The sequence below is a fragment of the Parapedobacter deserti genome (assembly GCF_042646065.1).
GTDB lineage: Bacteria > Bacteroidota > Bacteroidia > Sphingobacteriales > Sphingobacteriaceae > Parapedobacter > Parapedobacter deserti.
In genome coordinates, this window is sequence record NZ_JBHRTA010000037.1 from 212304 (window position 1) to 233141 (window position 20838).

Below are 20838 nucleotides of genomic sequence, written 5' to 3' on the forward strand. Positions count from 1 at the left end.
GACGAAACGACTATAATCATGCATATTTTAGATAACCCTGCCTGGCATGCCTTGAACTCTGGCAACCAGTTACTGGCGCACGGCGACCGCACGGTGCGCTTCTTTTGGAATGACGTTTCTCCGTTTGTCGGACTAAAGGAAAACACGGCCAGTCTGCTGGAGCATATGCACAGCCTCCTTCCCTTCGACGGCCCCTTCGCCCTGGTGTCTCCGACATCGATTGCACTGCCCCCATGTTGGAACATCCTGCAAGCGGTACCGGTATGGCAAATGGTTAGCGGCTCCGAGCCACGGCCACTTTCCGTAGCTGCCCGCGTCACCCCCCTAACGGAGGCCGATGTACCGCAAATGTTGGAACTCACCCGGCTCACGAATCCCGGCCCGTTTGAACAGCGGACCATACAATTTGGCCACTATGAAGGCATTTATGAAAACAATCGGCTGGTCGCCATGGCCGGGCAGCGCATGCATCCCAAGCCCTATGCGGAAATCAGCGCCGTATGCACGCACCCCGACTACCTCGGCCGAGGATTGGCTACCCAACTGCTCGCAAGACAAATTCTGCGCATCAAAACTGCAGGCGAAATCCCTTTTCTCCACGTAAAATCGGACAATTTGAAAGCGATCAAGGTGTATACCGGTCTGGGCTTTGAAAAGCGGAAGGAATTGATTGTTTATATCATCGAGCGCACATCTGCCGTCGGCTGATTTCGTCTACCAAAAAATCCCGTTCGTCTAATTCGCCAACTGTTGGTCGATCACCAATGCCCGTTCGTCTAGTATCCCTAAATTGCGTGCAACGTTTTTCGGCTGTTGGCGTCATATCGATAAACGAACAAAAAAGAAAAATTATAGTTATGAAATCACTCGTATTAAGCGCCATCATTTGCGCTACAGCGGTAGGAAGCAACGCCGCAAGCAGTCATCACGCCGCTATCGAACCGGCCAGGGAGACCAACAAAGAACTGGTAAATGACCCAACCAGCGTCGATGCATTCAAACAAGTCATCGCTTTTCATCAACGGAATGTAGACGTATTGTGGGAACAGTATGGTTTGGCGGAAGCTCGCATCAGGAAAAGTCGCGGCAACCACGCCGAATTGGACCGTGACAAGGCTTTTTTCATCGGTGTTTACCAGCAAGACATTGTGAACGGCGTGCGCATAGCAGAGAGCAAGAAGGCCATCGAAGAAATAGAAGCGTCCTTTGCTGAAAAGCATGCACAACGTGACGCTTACGAGGCGAAACAGTTCGCTAAGCTGCAGGCACACCTCAGGGTGGCCCTAAACGAAGAGAAAAAGCGCTTCGATAAAGCGATAAAAAAACATACGAAGTTGGTTAACAGCGAAACGTTGCCGCTAATCCGTGAAGCTGAAGAGCACTTTGCCGTGGCCATTGCCCGTGCCAATAACTTCACCGGCACCGATGTGACCATTGCCGCTACTAAGTAAGCCTCCATGGAGTCTATATATAGTTGGCAGCGACCCTTGTGGCCGCTGCCTTTTCTTTGAGCAGCGGCTGTGGCTTTGCTGCAAAATGAACAAAGCAGTACCGGATATCTGAAAAAGAAAAATAAAAGAAGTTATGCTTAAGTTTGCTGAAAAAACATCCATATGCTCGGACTTAAATTACTGACCGATCCCCGTTGGGCAAATATTGCGGAGGCTAACATAGCGGAAATACTGACTGACCACGCGTGGTGTGAGCAAAAGGCCGCTTCCAATGCCATCAGCTTAATTACACAAAATCCCGAGCATGAGGACTTGGTGCATGAACTCACGGCCATTGCCATCGAAGAGATGCAGCATTTCCAGATGGTTATCGACATCATCAAGCAACGGGGTTACAGCCTAGGCCGTGAGCGCAAGGATGACTATGTGAACCAATTAATGAAATTCGCTAAGAAGGACGGCAGTCGCAATTCAGCCTTCATCGATCGCCTGCTCTTCGCGGCCATGATAGAAGCACGCAGTTGTGAACGCTTCCGTGTGCTATCACAGCACATCAATGACGAAGAGCTGGCTAACTTCTATCATGACCTGATGGTGTCAGAAGCAAACCACTATACCACGTTCCTGGGTTTTGCCCGCCGGTATGCAGTCGATCTAAACGTAGATAAGCGGTGGAAAGAATGGCTGGAATTTGAAGGCGATCTCATCACCTCCTACGGCACAAAGGAGCATATTCATGGGTAGTGAGTAGCTATCGGTTGACGGCAGATTCGCTAAGAAAACCTGCAAAAAAATGACCTGACATCTAGTTTTAGGCACAGTATTTGAAGGTGTTTTTTCGATATTAAATTGTCTTTTCATAATTTAGGTTTATAATTGGTTAGTTTGAAAGGCCCTGATTCTCCCCGTTTCAGGGCTTTCGTTTTACAAACCTGCATTGCCTTTCCACAATTCGGGAAATTAGGCCTTTTGCTGAAAAACCTTTATCTTTGCATTTGGTTAATTTCATTAAGACCATGTAATACGCTACCATACCGCTCCATACGACAGCCGCTTGTGGTTAACCGCGGCAACCAAATTATATTTTTATTTTCACGTTATTTTTGGAGAATACATGGCAAAACAAAAAATTTTCGACACTGCGATACAACCCGAAACCGCTGTTTTGGTAGGCATCATTTTGCCGGGTGAGACAGAGGAAAAAGAACAGGAATACCTCGAAGAGCTCGCTTTTTTAGTGGATACCGCAGGAGGTATTGTAAAAGGCGTATTTACACAAAAGCTCAATCATCCGGACAGGGCCACCTTTGTGGGCACCGGGAAACTTGATGAAATTAAGGCATTCATCAAGGCGGAAGAGATTGACATCGTAGTCTTTGACGATGAGCTCTCTCCATCGCAGCTTCGCAATATCGAACGAGAGTTGAATGTGAAAATCCTTGACCGAAGCAACCTGATCTTGGATATCTTTGCGCGAAGGGCCAAATCGGCACAGGCCAAAACACAGGTCGAGCTGGCGCAGCTCCAGTACCTCCTGCCTCGCCTGACACGGATGTGGACTCACCTTGAACGGCAGCGCGGCGGTATCGGCATGCGGGGGCCCGGGGAGAGTCAGATCGAGAGTGACCGCCGGATGATTCTCAACAAGATTGCATTACTCAAGGAACGGCTCAAAGCCATCGACCGACAGGCGGAAACCCAACGCAAGAACCGGGGCCAACTTATCCGTGTCGCCCTCGTAGGGTATACCAACGTAGGCAAATCGACGATTATGAACTTGATTTCAAAATCGGAGGTTTTTGCAGAAAACAAGCTTTTTGCGACGTTAGACACCACGGTACGCAAAGTTGTCATCGACAATCTCCCCTTCCTGCTGTCAGACACCGTAGGCTTTATCAGAAAGCTGCCGCACCATTTAGTCGAGTGTTTCAAATCAACGCTCGATGAAGTACGTGAGGCTGATATACTGCTGCATGTCGTGGACATTTCACATCCCAGCTTTGAAGACCATATCCGGGCGGTAACCGACACGCTAAAAGAGCTGGGCGCACTGGATAAACCCATCATCACAGTATTCAACAAGATAGATAGTTATCGTCCTGAACGGGTGCCAACCGATTCCGGACACGAAGCAGACGAAAATGACATCCAAGCAGTATCCCGACCGGTCTCCCTGGAAGAATTCAAAAGCAGCTGGATGGCCAAACATAATAGTCCGGCGGTATTTGTATCGGCTACTGACAAAATCAATATTGAAGAATTCAGGACCTCGCTGTATGATACCGTGGTGAAAATACATACCGAACGGTATCCGTATGATAATTTGCTATATTGATGGTTTTTCAGGTGTGGTGCTTTGGCCTAAAGGACTAACGTATGCACGAAGATGACAGCGAGGAAGCAACAAATATTCGGCAAAAAGCCGGTCGAAGGCATCTGACACATAGTGAAACAACAAAAAAGCGAAACAACGCAACCACAGGTGGGATGAACAAAAAGGTAATTTTCGAGGACTGGGGACTGACGGATTATCAAGAAGCATGGGACAGGCAGGAAGCGCTGTTTGCTCAGGTAATTGCGCAGAAGTCGGCCAACCGCCTCAGGGAAAGCATTGATCCGGCCACGAATTACCTGGTCTTTACGGAACATTCCCATGTGTACACCCTCGGGAAAAGCGGCAAACCGGAAAACTTGCTGCTGGACGATGACGGGCTACGGGAAAAACGCGCTACCTACCACAAGATCAACCGGGGGGGCGACATTACCTACCACGGTCCCGGGCAGATTGTGGGGTATCCCATACTGGACCTCGACAATTTCTTTACCGATATCCACCGTTACCTCCGCACGCTGGAGGAAGCCGTCATCCTTACGTTGGCAGACTACGGGATTGCCGCAGGGCGCTATCCGGGCTATACCGGTGTATGGTTGGATGCGGACAATGACCGTGCCCGCAAGATCTGCGCATTGGGCGTACGTGCGAGCCGTTGGGTGACCATGCATGGTTTTGCTTTCAATGTGAACACCGACCTTGCCTATTTCAATCATATCGTCCCCTGCGGTATCGACGACAAAGATGTTACCTCCATGCAGCGGGAACTGGGTGAGTCAATGGATATCAGCGCCGTAAAAACGCGGCTGAAGTTCCATATTGCGGAGTTATTCGAAATGGAAATCAGCGATTAAGCTGGCCCGGCTTGCTGATGTCGATCGGGACCGGTTTGTTAAGCTCATCTTCAAAGCCTGGAACTTCTGCTGCCTGCAGGCTCCTCGCAATTTGCGCCTTAGCATCCATAGACTTGCTTGCACGTGGCTGCAAACTCGGATCGATCAAAACCAAAGCCCTTGCCAACAGCGGATCATCTGCTGAACCAATGGGTGCCCAAGGCAAATAATCCCATTCGTTTATTTGATACTGCGGTACTAACCCCTTGGGATAGTCGCCGAAGCCATTTTTATTGGCGATCTTCACAATAATGGGTTGAATTCCCCATTCAATTTGCCGCGGGCTCCGTTTGTCAACAATCGTTACCGAGCCCTCGTTTTTGCCGACGGTAGTTCCACCAATGTGCACAACATTACCATCCGACAAAAAAGGCCGCAGATTGTTTATGAGTAGCTCGCTGGCTGAGGCCGAATAATTGGTGGCAATAATGTACACCCTGGGAAGATTCAAATTCAATGCTTTAATGGAGTTGACCACTTGATTAGCCGAGGCCACCTCGTCTTCTTTTTCTGAATCACCACCGAACAACTGGTAATACGTGGCCTTTTCATCAGTATAATTGCTATTAAACTTATATTCGATAAAAGGTTCGTGTTCTTTGAAATCGGCTTGAATTAGCCCCGCCAAAATAGCCGCGATCCATATCCCCCCTCCCCCATTATACCGTAAATCCAGCACCAATTCGTTCACATCAGCGGCTTTGAATGTCGCGAAGACATCCAACAGCTCATTGGGTTGCGTGTTTAAGAATCGGTTATAAAATAAATAGGCTACTTTTTTTCCCGATGGTGTGGTTATTACAGCACTATGGTGGATCGCTTGCTCCTGGAAATTTTGCACCGGAATTAGCTCAACTTCTTCATCCAACACGATCCGGTTGCCTTCTATATGCGCCACTTGCACGGTAAATGGATCTTTGCCGTAATAGATATTTAAAAGGCTTTGGTAATTACCTGTGGTAAGCTGTTGCCCGTTGATTGCCGTAATGACATCGCCTCGTTCAATGCCTGCAAGCTCAGCCGGCGACTTTTTCAACGCATACCTCACGGAGATGATGACATTGTTTGAGCCTGAAAGCTGAATGAGTCCGATACCCAATCCCACCGTTGTAGAAACGCCTGTATTTCCCGCCAATAAGTCGTCTGCGAGTTCTATCCATGAAAAACGGTCGTCGGGATGCAAAATTTTGTCAAAGAAGTCTTCAGGACCGAGCGTGAAGTCCAGGTTCCGGTCTTGCGGGATGGCAGTGTTCCAATAATAAATATCCCGCATGTTACCGATGACCCACTGATTTGTTATTACATTTTGGGAAGATTGTACGTCTTTGCCATTTTCTTTTTTACAAGCTAAAAACAGCGAAACAAGCACCACCGCAAGCAAACCACGATTCGCCAAATGGAAAAAACGATTGAACATCATATGCGCAAGACCTTTACTCAAAGGTATTCAAATAAGTATACATTAAATACCCGGAAACAAGTATTTTGTTTTAAAGCTTAAACCATATTCAGCCGGATACCTGTCTTGAGATGGGATACGAAACGAAAACCTCCTGTTCAAACAACGTATGGGGCGAAATCTGAGGCGCACCCACACGATACACTGCCGTCTCGGCGTAGCGTCCAGCGACGATGATTTCGGTGTCGCCACGGTGTTCGCTGAACAGATTGTAAGCCAGCTCAGGATCGTTATTATCGCGCGACATATGAGACAAAAACAGGTGGCTAAGTCGTGACGAGCGGCAACGGAGGAACAAGTCCAATGCCTCCGTGTTGGACAAATGCCCATATCCACCGCGGATTCGGTTTTTCAGAAAGAAGGGATACCGCCCCTTCATGAGCATATCCACGTCATAATTGGCCTCTAGGAACACCGCATCACATTTGCTGAAAAAATCAACCATCCGATCGCACACCCGTCCAATGTCCGTGAAAACACCGACGGTATATTTTCCGTCCTGAATCAAAAAGCTATGAGGTTCTGCTGCATCGTGGTATTTCCGGAAAGACGTCACGGTTAGCCCGCCGATAGCTACGGTCTGAAGGTCGGCAAGCCGGTGCAGCAACCGCTCCGGTATGGCCAGTTTGCACGCGCGCCGAGTACCGTTGGTCAAAAACACCGGGAGTTGGTATTTATTGGCGAGCACGCTCAATCCCCTGACATGGTCAGTATGTTCATGGGAGACAAAAATGGCTTTCACCTGCTGCATGGACAAACCCTGGCGAGCCATCCGTTTTTCGGTTTCGCGGCAGGAGATGCCTGCATCCACCAGTATGGCCTCATGGCCATTGCCGATATAATAGCAATTACCATTGCTGCCTGACGCGATTGAACTGATGAATAGCGGCATGCCGCAAAGTACGGTAAAATTCAGCACTCCGGCAAGCTTAGCGGGATATTCACCGCCAAACCGCCATCAGCAGTTTCCTTATATTTAGCATTCATGTCCTGCGCTGTGTCCCACATGGTTTTGACCACAGCATCAAGACTAACCCTCGCCTTATCGGGGTTAGACTGAAGCGCTAATTGTGCCGCCGTAATCGCCTTGATCGCGCCCATGGTGTTGCGCTCGATGCAGGGAACCTGCACCAGGCCGCCGATCGGGTCGCAGGTGAGCCCCAAATGATGTTCCATCGCTATTTCAGCAGCCATGAGCACTTGCCGCTGCGAACCGCCTAAACATTCGGTAAGCGCCCCGGCGGCCATGGCCGAGGATACGCCGATTTCCGCCTGGCAACCACCCATGGCCGCGGAGATGGTTGCCCCCTTCTTAAAAACACTGCCGATCTCAGACGCCGCGGCCAAAAAACGGATAATATGATCTTGGCCATAGCCATCGTGGAATACAATAAAATATTGCAACACCGCCGGGATAACCCCAGCTGCGCCGTTTGTCGGCGCGGTGACCACCCGGCCGAACGACGCGTTTTCTTCGTTGACCGCCAAAGCGAAGCAGCTTACCCAGTCCAACGTATATTGGAAACCATCACCACCAGCGCGGATGGCGGCTATCCAGCTTTCGTAATCGTCATACGGCCGGCCAGCAATCAGCTTGCGGTTGAGTTTGCACGCGCGGCGCTCAACATGAAGCCCGCCTGGCAATGATCCTGTAGTATGGCACCCCCGGTAGATACAATCGCGTATGGTTTCGAATATTCGCAGCATACCGGCTTTCGTTTCTTCCTCAGGCCGCCACGCTTGCTCATTTTCCAGCACCAGTTCGGATATCTTGAGTCCGGTGCGCATACACCATACCAGCAGATCATTGGCATGCTGTACGGGGAATGGAAGGTCAACCTCACGTGTTGCCGTTCCATTGCTCCCTTCTTGAACGACAAACCCGCCGCCAACGGAATAATAGGTTTCACTGATCGCTCTGCCGCCTGCAAGAAAGGCCTGGAAGCTAACGGCATTTGGATGAAAAGGAAGGCTTTCTGCGTATAAGAACACCAGGTCATCTGCATAGGAAAAGGGGACTTCGTGCTGCCCGCCAAGGGCTAGGCGCTGCTGCTGCTTGATTTCGGCCACCTTCGGTGCGACTGCGTCAACGGCAAACGTCTCCGGGTCTTCACCACTCAGCCCAAGTAAAACGGCAACGTCCGTGCCATGCCCGATGCCTGTCTTGGCCAGCGAGCCGTAAAGCAGTATTTTGACCCCTTCGGTATGCATGAGATCACCGTGCTGCGCCAGACGCTGCGTAAACTGCTGAGCAGCACGCCACGGGCCAAGCGTATGTGAACTCGACGGACCGATGCCGATTTTAAACATGTCAAAGACTGAAATCTGTTCTTTTGCCACCATTAGGAATGAGGATACTTGCGCTTGCAAAGGTATTGCTTTTATTTGATGTACAGTTCATCTTGATTTTTTCTTTCCTATCTTTACAGCGCATTATGACATTGGAGATGAGCTATATTCGTGAACACATTAACTACCTGAACACTATTTTCTTTTTGCTTACCTCTTTCGCCGGCTATTGCCGCCAAAATCCTCCGGTTGATGTACTGCCAAAGCGCGAATTGCGGGGGGTGTGGATTGCCACGGTGGTCAACATAGACTGGCCATCGGCAGCCGGTCTCAACACCGAGCAACAGAAGCGGGAGTTGATCCAGCACTTGGACAATCACCAGCGGGCGGGAATGAATGCGGTCATGTTGCAAATACGGCCCTCAGCCGATGCGTTCTATGCCAAAAGCAAAGAGCCCTGGAGCCGCTTCCTGACCGGCAAACCAGGGCAACAACCCTCTCCGTTCTATGATCCGCTCGAATTCGCTATTGAAGAAGCCCATAAACGTGGCATGGAGCTCCATGCCTGGATCAATCCTTACCGGGCGACGTTCGACCTGGTATCCACGAATACCACAAGTGACCACATCACACGTAAAAAACCCCATTGGTTTTTTACTTACGGTGGAAAGAAGCTCTTCAATCCGGGTATTCCCGAAGTCAGGGAATACATTACAGATATCGTCATGGACGTCGTTCGCAATTATGATATCGACGGCATCCATTTCGACGACTATTTCTACCCTTATCCAGAAGGCGGCAAACCGATTCCCGATGGCGAAACATACAGACAATATCCAAACGGCATTAATAACATAGCCGATTGGCGCCGAAATAATGTCAATCTTCTGGTCCAAATGGTTTCAGAAGGTATCCGCGTCGCCAAGAAGCACGTCAAATTCGGGATAAGCCCGTTCGGCATTTGGGACAATAAGAGAGATCATCCGCGCGGCTCCGCTTCTTCAGGGCTCAGCGGCTACCGGCAGCTGTACGCCGACGCGTTGAAATGGCTGGAAGAAGGGTGGATCGACTATATCAACCCGCAAATTTATTTCCCTTTCGGAAACCCGGCTGCTCCCTATGAAGTACTGGCAGATTGGTGGAGCCAACACGCCAATGGCAGGCACTTTTACATCGGGCATGCAGCATACCGCGTCAATGAAAATCGCGAGGGTTGGCGCGACCGTAGCCAGATCCCGAATCAGATTCGGTACGCACGGCAGCATGCCCGCGCACAGGGCAGTATCTACTACTCTTCCAAACACATCAGCAACAATGCTGCGGGCCTTAGGGATTCGCTGCAATACAATCTATACCGGTACAAATCTCTCCCTCCCAGTATGCCCTGGTTAGACAGCGTACCTCCCGAGCCTCCTTTCGGCTTGTTGGCACGGGCAACCGAGAACCGGAAGTCTGTAATCCTTCACTGGATGCCTTCAGCGCCGGCCGCTGACGGCGATGAAGCATACGGCTACGTGATCTACCGCTTCAATGAAGGCGAAGAGCTAGACTTGGACAATCCGCAAAACATTCTGTACATCACCTACGACAGTACGCAGTTGACTTATACGGATAACCTGGTTCGCGCAAATGCCCATTACAGGTACGTGGTCACGGCCATTGACCGGTTGAAAAACGAAAGCAAACCTTCTAACGTCAGGGAATTGTATATCGAGTGACGGACTCCGGCCGCTGATCTTCCGGTCTATTTCCCGTCGCCGTATCGGAAAAACGAGTTAATGGTGACCGGAAGTTTGCCCGAAGGGGTCAATCGCTTCAGGATGACTTTAGCAGCGGCCCGCTGCATAATATCTTCATTCTGGTAGCATATAAGAATCGATTTTGCCGCTTCGATACCTGGCAATCCAGCAAGGCTATACGGATTGGCAAAGACGCAAAAGATAGCGTTCATACTTGCCAGTTCGTTGATGAACAGGCGCACGGTCCCATTGTAATGCAGCGTACTCCGCGGGCGTGCGCGGTTGTCGTGGAGCGCTACGATAACTTGACTATATCTCCTCAATTCATTGGCCACAGCGGCCACGTCGTCGGCCGTTGCTTTCGGAGACAAGACGTAGTTCATGTGGTTGTCAAAACGCCATGTCAGCATATTCTGAAATTCGGAAATCGTGTTGCCTCCGATGCAGATGATTGCAGTTCGCTTCGAATAATCCAATGCGTTGATGAGGCTGTCACTATTGAGCAAGGTCACCGATGCATCAGCCAGCCGTTGATTAAGCAACGCAGTTTGCGGCCGATTGAGATCGCGATATAAGTTGTGCAGGTCCACAGGCTGGATGTTGTCAAGGCCAAGCCAATATTTTGCAGCAAGTATCTTCTTAACGCGGCTATCAATGTCCTGCTGGCTGAGTCGTCCTTGTTTGACAGCTTGCAACACCATATTGATCGCCCTCGCGCTATTTTCCGACAGTTCGAGCACATCATTCCCCGCAATGATGGCACGTACATCGGCCTCGCCGTTCCTAAAATGCTTTACGACGCCTTTCATATCCATGGCATCGGTAAACGTGAGCCCCTGAAAACCGAGTCTCTTCTTTAAAACATTGGTGACGATATGCTTGGAAAGCGATGACGGCAGATTAGGCGTATTGTCCAAACTGGGAATGTTCATGTGTGCAACCATTACCCCCGAAGCCCCCGCTTTAATCAGTTCCCGGAAAGGATACATCTCCAGCGAATCCAGCCGGCCGGCCGTAAATGGGAGGCGCGGCAAATCATAATGCGAATCCACATCGGTATCACCGTGACCCGGAAAATGCTTCAGTGAAACAATCAGCCCGCCATCCATCATACCGCGCATGTAGGAAAGTCCTTTACGTGTAACGTTATGTTTATCTTCGCCAAACGAACGGAAATTAATTACAGGATTGCGCGGATTGTTGTTGATATCGACTACCGGCGCAAAATTTATATTCATCCCCAACCGCTTGAAATCCCTTGCAACCTCACGGCCCATCTGATAGATCAACGCTTCGTTCTGTATAGCACCCAAAGCCATCTGATAAGGAAAAGAAATGGTTGAGTCGGCCAGCCGCATACCCAGTCCCCATTCACCGTCAAAGGCCACAAGTAATGGTATTTTGGCAAGACTTTGGTACCGGTTAATTGCCTGTGCATGACGTACGGGTCCACCTTGAAAGAGGACAACACCCCCCAGTTGCTCTTGTTGGATAATCCTGGCCACCGAATCAATATAACGCTGGCCAAGGTTAGTATGGGCGCGCACCATAAAGAGCTGTGCAACCTTATCCCGGTCACTCAACGTGTTGAATACCGAATCTACCCACGCATGCTGTGAGTTGACAAACGGGATGAACGCACTGCGCTGCTGGGCCGATGCGCCGGGATGGAAACACAAAAATAAAATGATTACGAGGCTAGCCGTTACGCGCATATCAATTGAGCTTACAAAAACAATACCGTTGGTTTACTAAATCGCAGTCAATATTAAACAATTTCTGCGTGTTTATGCGTGATTCTCATATATTGTTGCATTTTTATGCACCTAGGCTCCGAGTCCGTATTTTGTTTCCAGCAATCTCGCTATTTCGGCTGATTGCTTCAGCTCGCCATTCGCCTCCTTTTTCCACAGAATTTCGATGATCAAGAGCAGGAGTTGGGTTTCATGTTCGGGGCTTTCATACCCCAATTCAGAGAAGGCACGTTTGATCGTAGGATACACAGGTTTCATAAAAAGGTCATGTTGCTGCTTGGAGAATTCGTGATGTGACAGGCGCTCCTGTAGCTTCCAGAACAGGGGTTCCTCATTAACCAGCTCCTTTGGCAGGTTGATCATATTGCGAAGAAAGCTTTTGGCATCCCGGTATGTCATCATTCCCCGATGGTGCTGCAAAACACGCCTATATCCTGATTTAATCAAATGGAAAAGTAGATTGTCCTTATTGCCGAAATGTTTAAAAATAAGCGCTTCCGACACGCCTGCACGCTGCGCTATAACCTTGGTGGAGGTATCGAGATAGCCTTTTTCAGCAAACAACAAGAGTGCTTCCTTCAATATTTTATCCCTTCTGCTCTCTACTTTTTGCTTTGTCACGGCTTTATGCTAATTAAATGCAAATATATCATCAAAACGCGGTTATGCGACGCTGATCAGCTAAAAAAGACAAAACTTTTCGTCAAACAGCCCACATAATTCAGTGTAACAATAAGCTTACGATTAACCAGTGAGCGTGCAATTTCGTCGCAAAACGTTAAAATTGCTCATCCAGCTACTAGAACTTCAGCATGAGCAGCAATTATAAATGCTATTTACCGTTTTTATTGATTTTTCTCACCGGCACGGCCGTAGCACAGCAGGGTATTCGGGGTAAGGTAGTAGATAGCACGGATCAGGTGGGGCTACAGGGCGCTAATCTCCGGTTACTTTCCATGAAGGACTCCCTGATCGAATTGCGGGCTTCCGCTGAGGGCGGCCAGTTTCAGCTGAAACAAGTGCCTCCGGGCAACTACCGCCTCCAAGTGAATTTTCTCGGCTATAAAACCACCAATCTTCGCATCCAGGTATCCGCTGACGGTCCACCTGAGCCACTTACCATCACGTTACTCCCAGCGTATCGGGCATTGGAAGAGGTTGCTGTCATCGCGGCGCCACCAGCAGCCGTATTGAAAGGTGATACCACTGAGTTTGACGCTGCCGCCTTCAGCACCGAACCCTATGCGGACGCCGACGCCCTGATCATGCAGATCCCGGGTGTCGAAATCGACGAAGACGGACAAGTAAAAGCGCAGGGAGAAGACGTGCAACGTATCATTGTGGACGGCAAGGAGTTTTTCAGTACCGACCCCCGCATAGCGCTGAAGACGTTGCCAGCTGACATCATATCCAAAATACAAATCATCGACGAGCAGAGCGAACAGGCTCAATTTTCGGGGTTTGACGATGGCCAGCGCCGCAAGGTGATCAACATCGTCACCCGTCCCGACCGCAAGAAAGGGTATTTTGGCAGAGCTTCGGGCGGATACGGCGCGAGCGAACGCTATAATACCGGAGGCAACGTAAACATCTTCGATGGCGACAGGCGGCTGACGGTCTTTGCCATATCCAATAACATCAATCAGTCAGATTTTTCCATGGCAAGCATCGCGGGCGGGGCGCATGAGGGAGGGCGAAACAACCGGGGTGGACGTAATCGGAACAACCCCGCTGGGGCTGGCTCAGGGCGGGGTATCAATACGACCAATAGTGTATCGACTAACTTCAATGACGAATGGCTCAACGAACGGCTGGATTTCAACGCCAACTACTCTTTCAATTCCACCGATAATGAAACCAACAGTTTCACCAACCGGGAATACTTGATCGGTGCCAATGCCAATCAATTCAACACGCAAAACCAAGCCTCAGGAAGTGTTAATTACAGCCACCGTGCCAACATGCGCATACGGTTCGACATCGATTCAAACCAGCGCGTCGATTTCCGGCCCAACCTGTCATTTCAGCAGAACAACCGCAATTCCATTTCCAGCAATAATACCGCGCTTCATAACAGCGAACCGGTAAACGCTTCCGTACGCAACAATAGCAACGAAAATTCCAACTTCAATCTCAATGGAAGCCTCGACTACCGCATGCGGCTGGGTAAACCGGGAAGAACGGTTTCATTGAGTGCAAACGGCTCCGTCAACAGCAGCGAAGGGTTCGCTCACACTCATTCGCTCAACGAGTTTTTCCGAGGAGACCAGGTAAACCGTATCGACACAGTGAGTAACCAAAGTTATACCGACGGATACCGAAACGGCATCACAGGTCGCATCGCCTACACAGAACCATTGGGCGAAAACAGCCGCATGCAGACCAACTACAGCCTGCGTAACACAGCGAGTTACTCCAACCGGGAGACCTTTGAATTTCTGGCCGAAACGGGCCAATTGGGAGAACTCGACCGTCTTTTGTCCAACGAATTCCGAAACGACTACACCTACCATAGCGGCGGCCTGGCTTATCAGGTCGGAGTCCGCGACTCTTTCCGATTCGAGATCGGGCTTGATTTTCAGGACGCCCGGATTAATAACAATCGCACATTCCCGGAAGTGGTAAATACCGGCAGTCATTTCCGCAGTTATTTACCGAGTGCTGAATTTTCATACCACTTTACGCGAGACAACACCTTAAATTTCAGCTATCGAACCGCCACAAATCCGCCTGCTATCGGACAGCTGCAGGACGTAATCAACAACCAGAATCCACTGAGTATCCGTACGGGGAATCCAAACCTGAAACAAGAATATGGCCACCGCTTCAATATCCGGTTCAACAGCGTGCGCCGCGAGTCGGGGAGCAACTTCTCGGCAAACGTCAATGCCGAATTTTCCAACAACCGCATCGTGAATTCGACCTACATCGCCAGCGCTGATACGCTTATCGGCGCGGATGTGATGTTAGGAGCCGGAGGTCAGTTTGTCCGGCCGGAAAACATCAACGGGTATTACAGCATACGGGCCAACACCACTTATGGCACCCCGATCAAACCATGGAAAATCAACGTCAACCTGAGCACCAACCTATACCATAATCACGATATTGGGTTGGTTAACAATGCGGAAACGTTTACGAATTCTTACGGCATCAATCAACGCATCGGTGTAAACAGCCGCTTTGGGCCCAATTTTATCGTCGCATTGCGTTATACGGGCAATTACAGCATCGTACAAAATAATTCCGATGCTGCTTCCAGCTACAACTATTACAATCAAGTCATACGCAATGACGTCGCATATACGTTCTGGAAAGGTATACGGATAGCCTCGTCACTCCACTACACATACAACCGGGGACTGGCTGCGGGCTATAATCAGCATTTCACCCTTTGGAATGCATCAATAGGCAAAAAACTGTTCAGAAAGGAAGAGGCAGAAATCACCCTATCGGCATATGACCTGCTCAATAAAAATACGGACATCAACCGTAGCTTTAATGAACGGTATATCCAGGATACGCAAAACAACGCACTGCAGCGCTATTTCATCCTCAGCTTCACCTACAATCTCAGGCATTTTGGAGGTGGCAGCGCCATACCGGCACGGCGCCGTGGCAGCTTCTGATGCCGTGCGGATCGTCCCGACAGCAAAAAAGCATCTGCTGAATTGACAGATGCTTTTCGGTACTCGACAATAAGTCTTTACAACAAGCCTTTTTCCAATAGCTTTTCGGCAATCTGAACGGCATTGGTTGCTGCGCCCTTACGCAAATTATCCGCGACAACCCAAAGGTTGAGCGATTTGGCCTGACTTTCGTCCCTACGGATACGGCCAACAAACACTTCATCTTTGCCATGTGCGTCTTTCGGCATGGGGTATTCAAGGTTGCCAGGATTATCCACGACCACTACACCAGGCTGCTTCGCCAGCAACGCCCGCACTTCGGCTATGTCAAAATCATTGCCAAACTCGATGTTCACTGACTCCGAGTGTCCCCCGATGACGGGAATGCGCACCGTAGTGGCTGTGACACGGATGGTGTCGTCCCCCATGATCTTGTTCGTCTCCTTGATCATCTTCATTTCTTCCTTGGTGTACCCGTTCTCCTGGAAAACATCAATCTGAGGGATGACATTCAGATCAATTTGATAGGGGTAAGCTTTTTCGCCTGCTATTCCAGCACGTTCGTCTTGCAGCTGCTTGACCGCCTTTACCCCCGTACCGGTTACAGACTGATAAGTAGATACAACAACGCGCTTTATCGTGTACCGATCATGCAACGGCTTCAAGACCACGACCAGCTGTATGGTGGAACAATTTGGATTAGCGATGATTTTGTCCTCCGCGGATAGGACCTGCCCGTTTACTTCGGGCACCACCAATTTCTTGGTAGCGTCCATCCGCCACGCTGAGGAATTATCGATGACGGTAGCACCAGCTTCGGCAAACTTGGGTGCATATGCCAACGACGTGCTGCCCCCAGCGGAAAACAACGCGATAACAGGCTTGAGTGCAATGGCTTCGTCCGGTGTGACCACCTTGTATTTTTTTCCCTTGAATTCGACTTCCTTGCCCTTGCTCCGCTCGGAGGCTACCGGAATCAATTCTGTTACGGGAAAATTACGCGCTGCTAACACAGTTAACATCTCCGAACCCACAAGCCCGGTCGCGCCGACCACTGCCACTTTCATTTGCTCTGTTGATTTTGGTGAACTAATTTTTATTGTTTAATTTTATTTTTTAACTGCCAAACATACGAAATTTGGATCAACTTAACGACAAGTAATTTCAACCGATGAAAACCGCTGCACTTCCACTATGGGTGATTTTTCCGTTTATCCTCGCTATGCAGACCGGTCACGGGCCGTCCCGCAACAATTTCAGGAGCTTTTTAACCGATGAGGCAACCAAGCTCGTGCCGGATGACACCAGTGGAGCTACTTTTTTTGAGGATTTTTCCTATAGGTTCCCAGACGGGTGGCATGGCGACGTACCCTTGTTCACCACGATAGATGCGCGTCTGCGCCTTGCCGAACGGGCAACCGGGCCAGCATCCGTATCGATCGGTTCAGAACGCCTGCATAATACGGTATGGGAGATCGGCATACAGGTCCATGGCACACTGTCGGCCAGCAATTATATGAGGCTTTACATGACTGCCGGCCAGGGGTCACCCACGGCCGGCCAATACGGGTATCACCTACAGATCGACGGTACGCCGGCCGGGCACAGGTATGGGCTGTGGCGGCAACATGGCCATACCCGCTCACTGATTTTGCAAAGCGCAGTTATACCCAGCCAGCAGGCGCGTTTCCGGGCGCGGGTGCGTGTCGTCCGTGACACCGACGGGTATTGGCAAGTTCTCACGGATGAACATGACACCGGTACCTTTACCCTGATTACCGACGTTATCGGAAACAGCACCGTAAAGGACGCTACGTATACCATAGGTCAGCACGTCGGATATTTTGTCAACTTTTCACCCATGAGGAGGCAAGACTTTATCCTTGATTATCTGCTGATCAAACCATTTGATCGCAATGCAGATTCCGTTAAACCCGATGTGCCTCAACCGGAAGAGATACTTATCAACGAAGTATTATCCCATCCAAGGCCCGGCGGTGTCGATTTCGTTGAACTCTACAATAACTCAGCGAAAACGGTTGACCTTCGGCACATCAGCGTCGCTCATGTGAATTCCCGCGGCGAGGCAGGCCCAAAGCGTAAAGTAACCGATATCCCCATTCTCTTTCACCCAAATGAATACAAAGTATTGACGATCAACCCCAACATCCTGAAAGAACACTATCCCAATGGCGATTTCAATACGTTCGTAGGGGTGACAGCATTTCCCAATTTCAACAATGAAAACGGTGGGGTGGTGCTCTATTACGAGGATAAGATGATTGACAGCCTGTTTTATACCCCGGCGATGCAATCGCCATTCAGCTCAAGCCATCAAGGTGTCTCGTTGGAAAGGCAGCACTTTTCTTGGCCCACCCTCGCTCCCGGCAACTTCCGTTCAGCGGCTACTTCGGTGGGCGGCGCCACACCCGGGTACCGGAATTCAACCAATCCGGTAGAACCGGCCGAAGACGCGGTGTTCTTAACTTCAAAGACCTTTTCACCCGACAACGACGGTTTTGAGGATCAACTCGAAATCAATTACCACTTCCCCGCTGCTGGTTTCGTGGCTACTGTCGATATCTACAACGATAAAGGCCTCTTGGTAAAAAGATTGCAACGCAACCAGCGTATGGCTGTCCATGGCACCATCACCTGGGATGGTCTCTCGGACGCCAACCAACGTCTACCCGTTGGAGTATACATCGCGGTGATCGAGGCCTACAACGAAACGGGGATACAACGAATCTACCGCAAAAGTTTTGTGCTTGCCGCAAGGCTGTGATTGCGATAAAAAATTTTACTAAGTTTGCACACAATGGAAGAACAAATCGTCATTATTGGTTCGAATGGACAGATCGGAACGGAACTCGCCATCGCTTTGCGCACCAAATTCGGAGCGCAACGGGTGGTCACCTCCGACATCAGGGCACCTCACGTGCCGGACACGGACGGACCGTTTGAAATCGTCGATGTTTTGGACAGAAAGTCCCTGCACTTACTATTTTCCAAATACCGTCCCACGCAGGTTTACCTGCTAGCTGCGATGCTTTCCGCTACCGGAGAGAAATACCCCCGCCAAGCATGGGAGCTAAACATAAACGGTTTACTGAATGTCTTGGACCTGTCACTTGAATATGAAGTAAAGCGCGTGTTTTGGCCAAGTTCGATTGCCGTTTTCGGCCCCAATACACCGAAGATAGACACCCCCCAATATACGGTGATGGATCCTAATACGGTTTATGGTATCAGCAAGCTGGCAGGCGAACGGATCTGTGAATATTACCATAACCGCTATGGATTGGATGTGAGGAGTATCCGGTATCCGGGCATCATCAGTTGGAAGGCCGCACCGGGGGGAGGCACCACAGACTATGCTGTCCATATTTTCCATGAAGCGTTGAAAACCGGCACGTACCTATGTTTCCTTTCGGCGGACACCAAATTACCGATGCTTTATATGGATGACGCCATCGATGGCACGCTTGCCCTGATGGAAGCTCCTGCAAACACGCTTAAGATACGATCAAGCTATAACCTGGCAGGGTTGAGCATCTCGCCAGCCATGCTTGCGGATGAGATCGTAAAAATTCTGCCCGGTTTTACCATCACTTATGAAGCAAATGATCCCAGGCAGGCTATCGCGGATACGTGGCCAAACAGCATCGATGACGCAGAAGCCCGGCGGGATTGGGGCTGGGCACCCCGGTTCAGTATCGCCGACATTACAGCAGACATGATTGCAAACCTTAAAGACAATATACACATAGTAGATGGGAAGAGCATTTGAATTCAGGAAAGAGCGTAAATTCAAACGGTGGGCCAAAATGGCCGTCCAATTCACCCGGTTGGGCAAGGAAATTGCCATAGCCGTCAAAGAAGGTGGAGCTAACCCCGAAGGCAATTCACGCTTGCGTACAGCCATACAGAACGCCAAAGCCGTAAATATGCCCAAAGATCGCATAGAGGCAGCGATAAAACGGGCGTCGGACAAAGATGCTAAGGGATACGAAGAACACGTTTACGAAGGCTATGGCCCGCACGGTGTCCCTGTCCTTATTGAAACGGCGACCGACAACACCAACCGTACGGTAGCTAACATTCGCAGTTATTTCAGCAAAGCAGGCGGCACCTTGGGTAAAACCGGCTCGCTTGATTTCATTTTCCAGCGCAAATCGGTATTCCGGTTCATTGTTGGGGAAGACGTCGATCTGGAGGAACTGGAATTAGAACTCATCGACGGGGGATTGGAGGAACTGTATGTGGAAGCCGATGAAGAAGGAAATGATGTAGTCGTAGCGCAGACATCGTTCGAAGACTTCGGCAATATGCAACGTCTACTGGAGGAAAAAGGCATTGAAGTTAAGAGTGCGAAATTAGAGCGTATCGCTTTATCGCATACCGAAGTATCGGAGGAAGATGCCGTAGACGTGCTGAAGCTGATCGACAAAATCGAGGAAGACGACGACGTGCAGGCAGTATACCATAACATGAGCTAATGACGTTTGAGGAGTTCTTTATAAAGAAAAAAATCGATCTGGCACGAATGAAACGCGCCAAACCGGACCTTTATGAGGAATTTCGCGAACACTTTGCCCTTATGGGAGAAAAGAGCTTCGATCATACCAAAAAGTATTGGTTTAATCGGCTCCGCAAAGACTTCCTCCTCGAAACGGCCGAGATACCATCACCGAAACCTGCGGCAACGCCCGCTACCGGCCCAGTGGAAGATCCCGTGGCACCTGCCACCGAGGCGGCGAAGCCTACGGGATTTAAACCCAGGTTCAAAGCTACTGCTGCAAAGTCCCCGCCGGATCCCGCTGCTACGGAGGAAAAATCCTCGGAAGGAACAAAAAATACCAGCCCTATTGGTTTCAAGCCACGCTTCAAGGCTGGCGCTACAACCTCTTCCAAGCACGCGCAGCCCCCTTCCCAGGCCAAAATTTTAGAGCAACCGGCCGGCACCGAGGAAGCGCCGTCCCCGCAAACCGCGCCAAAACCTTTCGGCTTCAAGCCGCGATTCAGGGCTGCAAAACCTCCCGACAAAAGCGACGATGCTCCGTAGATATCCTGGCAATCTTACCTAACTGCCTATAGCGGCCAACGAATCGCGGTGCAAACCGGCGGAAGAAGCCCTGCCACACTGGATTGTTAGGCTTAGGTACAAATTGAAGCAGGAATCGCAATAAAAAAAGCCCCTTTGCGAACGCAAAGGGGCTTAATAAAATCCGGCACCGACCTACTCTCACGCCTGTTACGGCAATACCATCGGCTCTGGCGGGCTTAACTGCT

Annotated in this window: 17 protein-coding genes; 11 read left to right on the top strand and 6 right to left on the bottom strand. The window is 50.0% G+C overall.

From position 1 onward, the window contains the following. The first annotated feature begins 18 nt into the window (after positions 1–18). From ACFOET_RS12650 to lipB, 5 genes are all read left to right on the top strand, one after another. Entirely contained in the window at positions 19–708 is a 690-nt protein-coding gene (locus tag ACFOET_RS12650) for a GNAT family N-acetyltransferase (RefSeq protein ID WP_379023168.1), read from the top strand. Positions 709–857: 149 nt separating this feature from the next. Further along, positions 858–1451 (top strand): hypothetical protein, encoded by a 594-nt coding sequence (locus ACFOET_RS12655; protein WP_379023170.1) that lies wholly within the window; start codon positions 858–860, stop codon positions 1449–1451. Positions 1452–1613: 162 nt separating this feature from the next. Beyond that, positions 1614–2195, top strand: a complete 582-nt coding sequence (gene miaE, locus ACFOET_RS12660; RefSeq protein WP_379023172.1) for a tRNA-(ms[2]io[6]A)-hydroxylase — start codon at positions 1614–1616, stop codon at positions 2193–2195. 370 nt (positions 2196–2565) lie between these two features. Next, the gene (hflX, locus tag ACFOET_RS12665; RefSeq protein ID WP_379023174.1) at positions 2566–3786 is read left to right on the top strand and encodes a GTPase HflX; all 1221 of its coding nucleotides are present in this window, start codon (positions 2566–2568) and stop codon (positions 3784–3786) included. Positions 3787–3938: 152 nt separating this feature from the next. After that, positions 3939–4637, top strand: a complete 699-nt coding sequence (gene lipB / locus ACFOET_RS12670) for a lipoyl(octanoyl) transferase LipB (RefSeq protein WP_379023176.1) — start codon at positions 3939–3941, stop codon at positions 4635–4637. On the opposite strand, the gene ACFOET_RS12675 is transcribed toward lipB, so the two are convergent. The 3 genes from ACFOET_RS12675 to ACFOET_RS12685 form a co-directional block, all read right to left on the bottom strand. After that, positions 4627–6096: a S41 family peptidase gene (locus tag ACFOET_RS12675; protein WP_379023178.1), complete on the bottom strand. Its 1470-nt coding sequence runs from the start codon at positions 6094–6096 to the stop codon at positions 4627–4629. The two genes, lipB and ACFOET_RS12675, sit on opposite strands and share 11 nt — an antisense overlap. An 88-nt stretch (positions 6097–6184) precedes the next feature. Continuing rightward, on the bottom strand, positions 6185–7054 hold the full coding sequence (locus ACFOET_RS12680; RefSeq protein WP_379023180.1) for an MBL fold metallo-hydrolase: 870 nt from the start codon (positions 7052–7054) through the stop codon (positions 6185–6187). Then, positions 7048–8475 carry an L-serine ammonia-lyase gene (locus ACFOET_RS12685; RefSeq protein WP_379023212.1) on the bottom strand — a complete coding sequence of 476 codons (1428 nt, stop codon included), beginning with the start codon at positions 8473–8475 and terminating at the stop codon, positions 7048–7050. Before ACFOET_RS12685 ends, ACFOET_RS12680 begins: the two co-directional genes overlap by 7 nt. A gap of 107 nt (positions 8476–8582) precedes the next feature. On the opposite strand from ACFOET_RS12685, the gene ACFOET_RS12690 reads away from it, so the two are divergent. Further along, complete coding sequence (locus tag ACFOET_RS12690; protein WP_379023182.1) at positions 8583–10142, top strand: glycoside hydrolase family 10 protein; 1560 nt, start codon at positions 8583–8585, stop codon at positions 10140–10142. A gap of 26 nt (positions 10143–10168) precedes the next feature. Here ACFOET_RS12690 and ACFOET_RS12695 read toward each other — a convergent pair whose 3' ends face one another. Together ACFOET_RS12695 and ACFOET_RS12700 are read right to left on the bottom strand one after the other, a co-directional pair. Beyond that, positions 10169–11878, bottom strand: coding sequence for a glycoside hydrolase family 3 protein (locus ACFOET_RS12695; protein ID WP_379023184.1), 1710 nt, complete (start codon positions 11876–11878; stop codon positions 10169–10171). A gap of 111 nt (positions 11879–11989) precedes the next feature. Then, complete coding sequence (locus ACFOET_RS12700; RefSeq protein ID WP_379023186.1) at positions 11990–12538, bottom strand: TetR/AcrR family transcriptional regulator; 549 nt, start codon at positions 12536–12538, stop codon at positions 11990–11992. 191 nt (positions 12539–12729) lie between these two features. Here ACFOET_RS12700 and ACFOET_RS12705 point away from each other — a divergent pair, with 191 nt between their 5' ends. Then, the gene (locus ACFOET_RS12705; RefSeq protein WP_379023188.1) at positions 12730–15546 is read left to right on the top strand and encodes an outer membrane beta-barrel protein; all 2817 of its coding nucleotides are present in this window, start codon (positions 12730–12732) and stop codon (positions 15544–15546) included. A gap of 77 nt (positions 15547–15623) precedes the next feature. Here the strand turns inward: ACFOET_RS12705 and ACFOET_RS12710 are convergent, their stop codons facing one another. Further along, positions 15624–16613: an aspartate-semialdehyde dehydrogenase gene (locus tag ACFOET_RS12710; protein ID WP_379023190.1), complete on the bottom strand. Its 990-nt coding sequence runs from the start codon at positions 16611–16613 to the stop codon at positions 15624–15626. Between the two features lie 104 nt (positions 16614–16717). On the opposite strand from ACFOET_RS12710, the gene ACFOET_RS12715 reads away from it, so the two are divergent. From ACFOET_RS12715 to ACFOET_RS12730, 4 genes are read left to right on the top strand one after another with little or no spacing between them, the layout of a single operon-like run. Beyond that, positions 16718–18331 (top strand): T9SS type B sorting domain-containing protein, encoded by a 1614-nt coding sequence (locus tag ACFOET_RS12715; protein WP_379023192.1) that lies wholly within the window; start codon positions 16718–16720, stop codon positions 18329–18331. Positions 18332–18364: 33 nt separating this feature from the next. Beyond that, complete coding sequence (locus ACFOET_RS12720) at positions 18365–19336, top strand: NAD-dependent epimerase/dehydratase family protein (protein WP_379023194.1); 972 nt, start codon at positions 18365–18367, stop codon at positions 19334–19336. After that, positions 19320–20045 (top strand): YebC/PmpR family DNA-binding transcriptional regulator, encoded by a 726-nt coding sequence (locus ACFOET_RS12725; protein ID WP_379023196.1) that lies wholly within the window; start codon positions 19320–19322, stop codon positions 20043–20045. Before ACFOET_RS12720 ends, ACFOET_RS12725 begins: the two co-directional genes overlap by 17 nt. Then, entirely contained in the window at positions 20045–20611 is a 567-nt protein-coding gene (locus ACFOET_RS12730) for a hypothetical protein (protein ID WP_379023198.1), read from the top strand. Before ACFOET_RS12725 ends, ACFOET_RS12730 begins: the two co-directional genes overlap by 1 nt. The last annotated feature ends 227 nt before the right edge of the window (positions 20612–20838 follow it).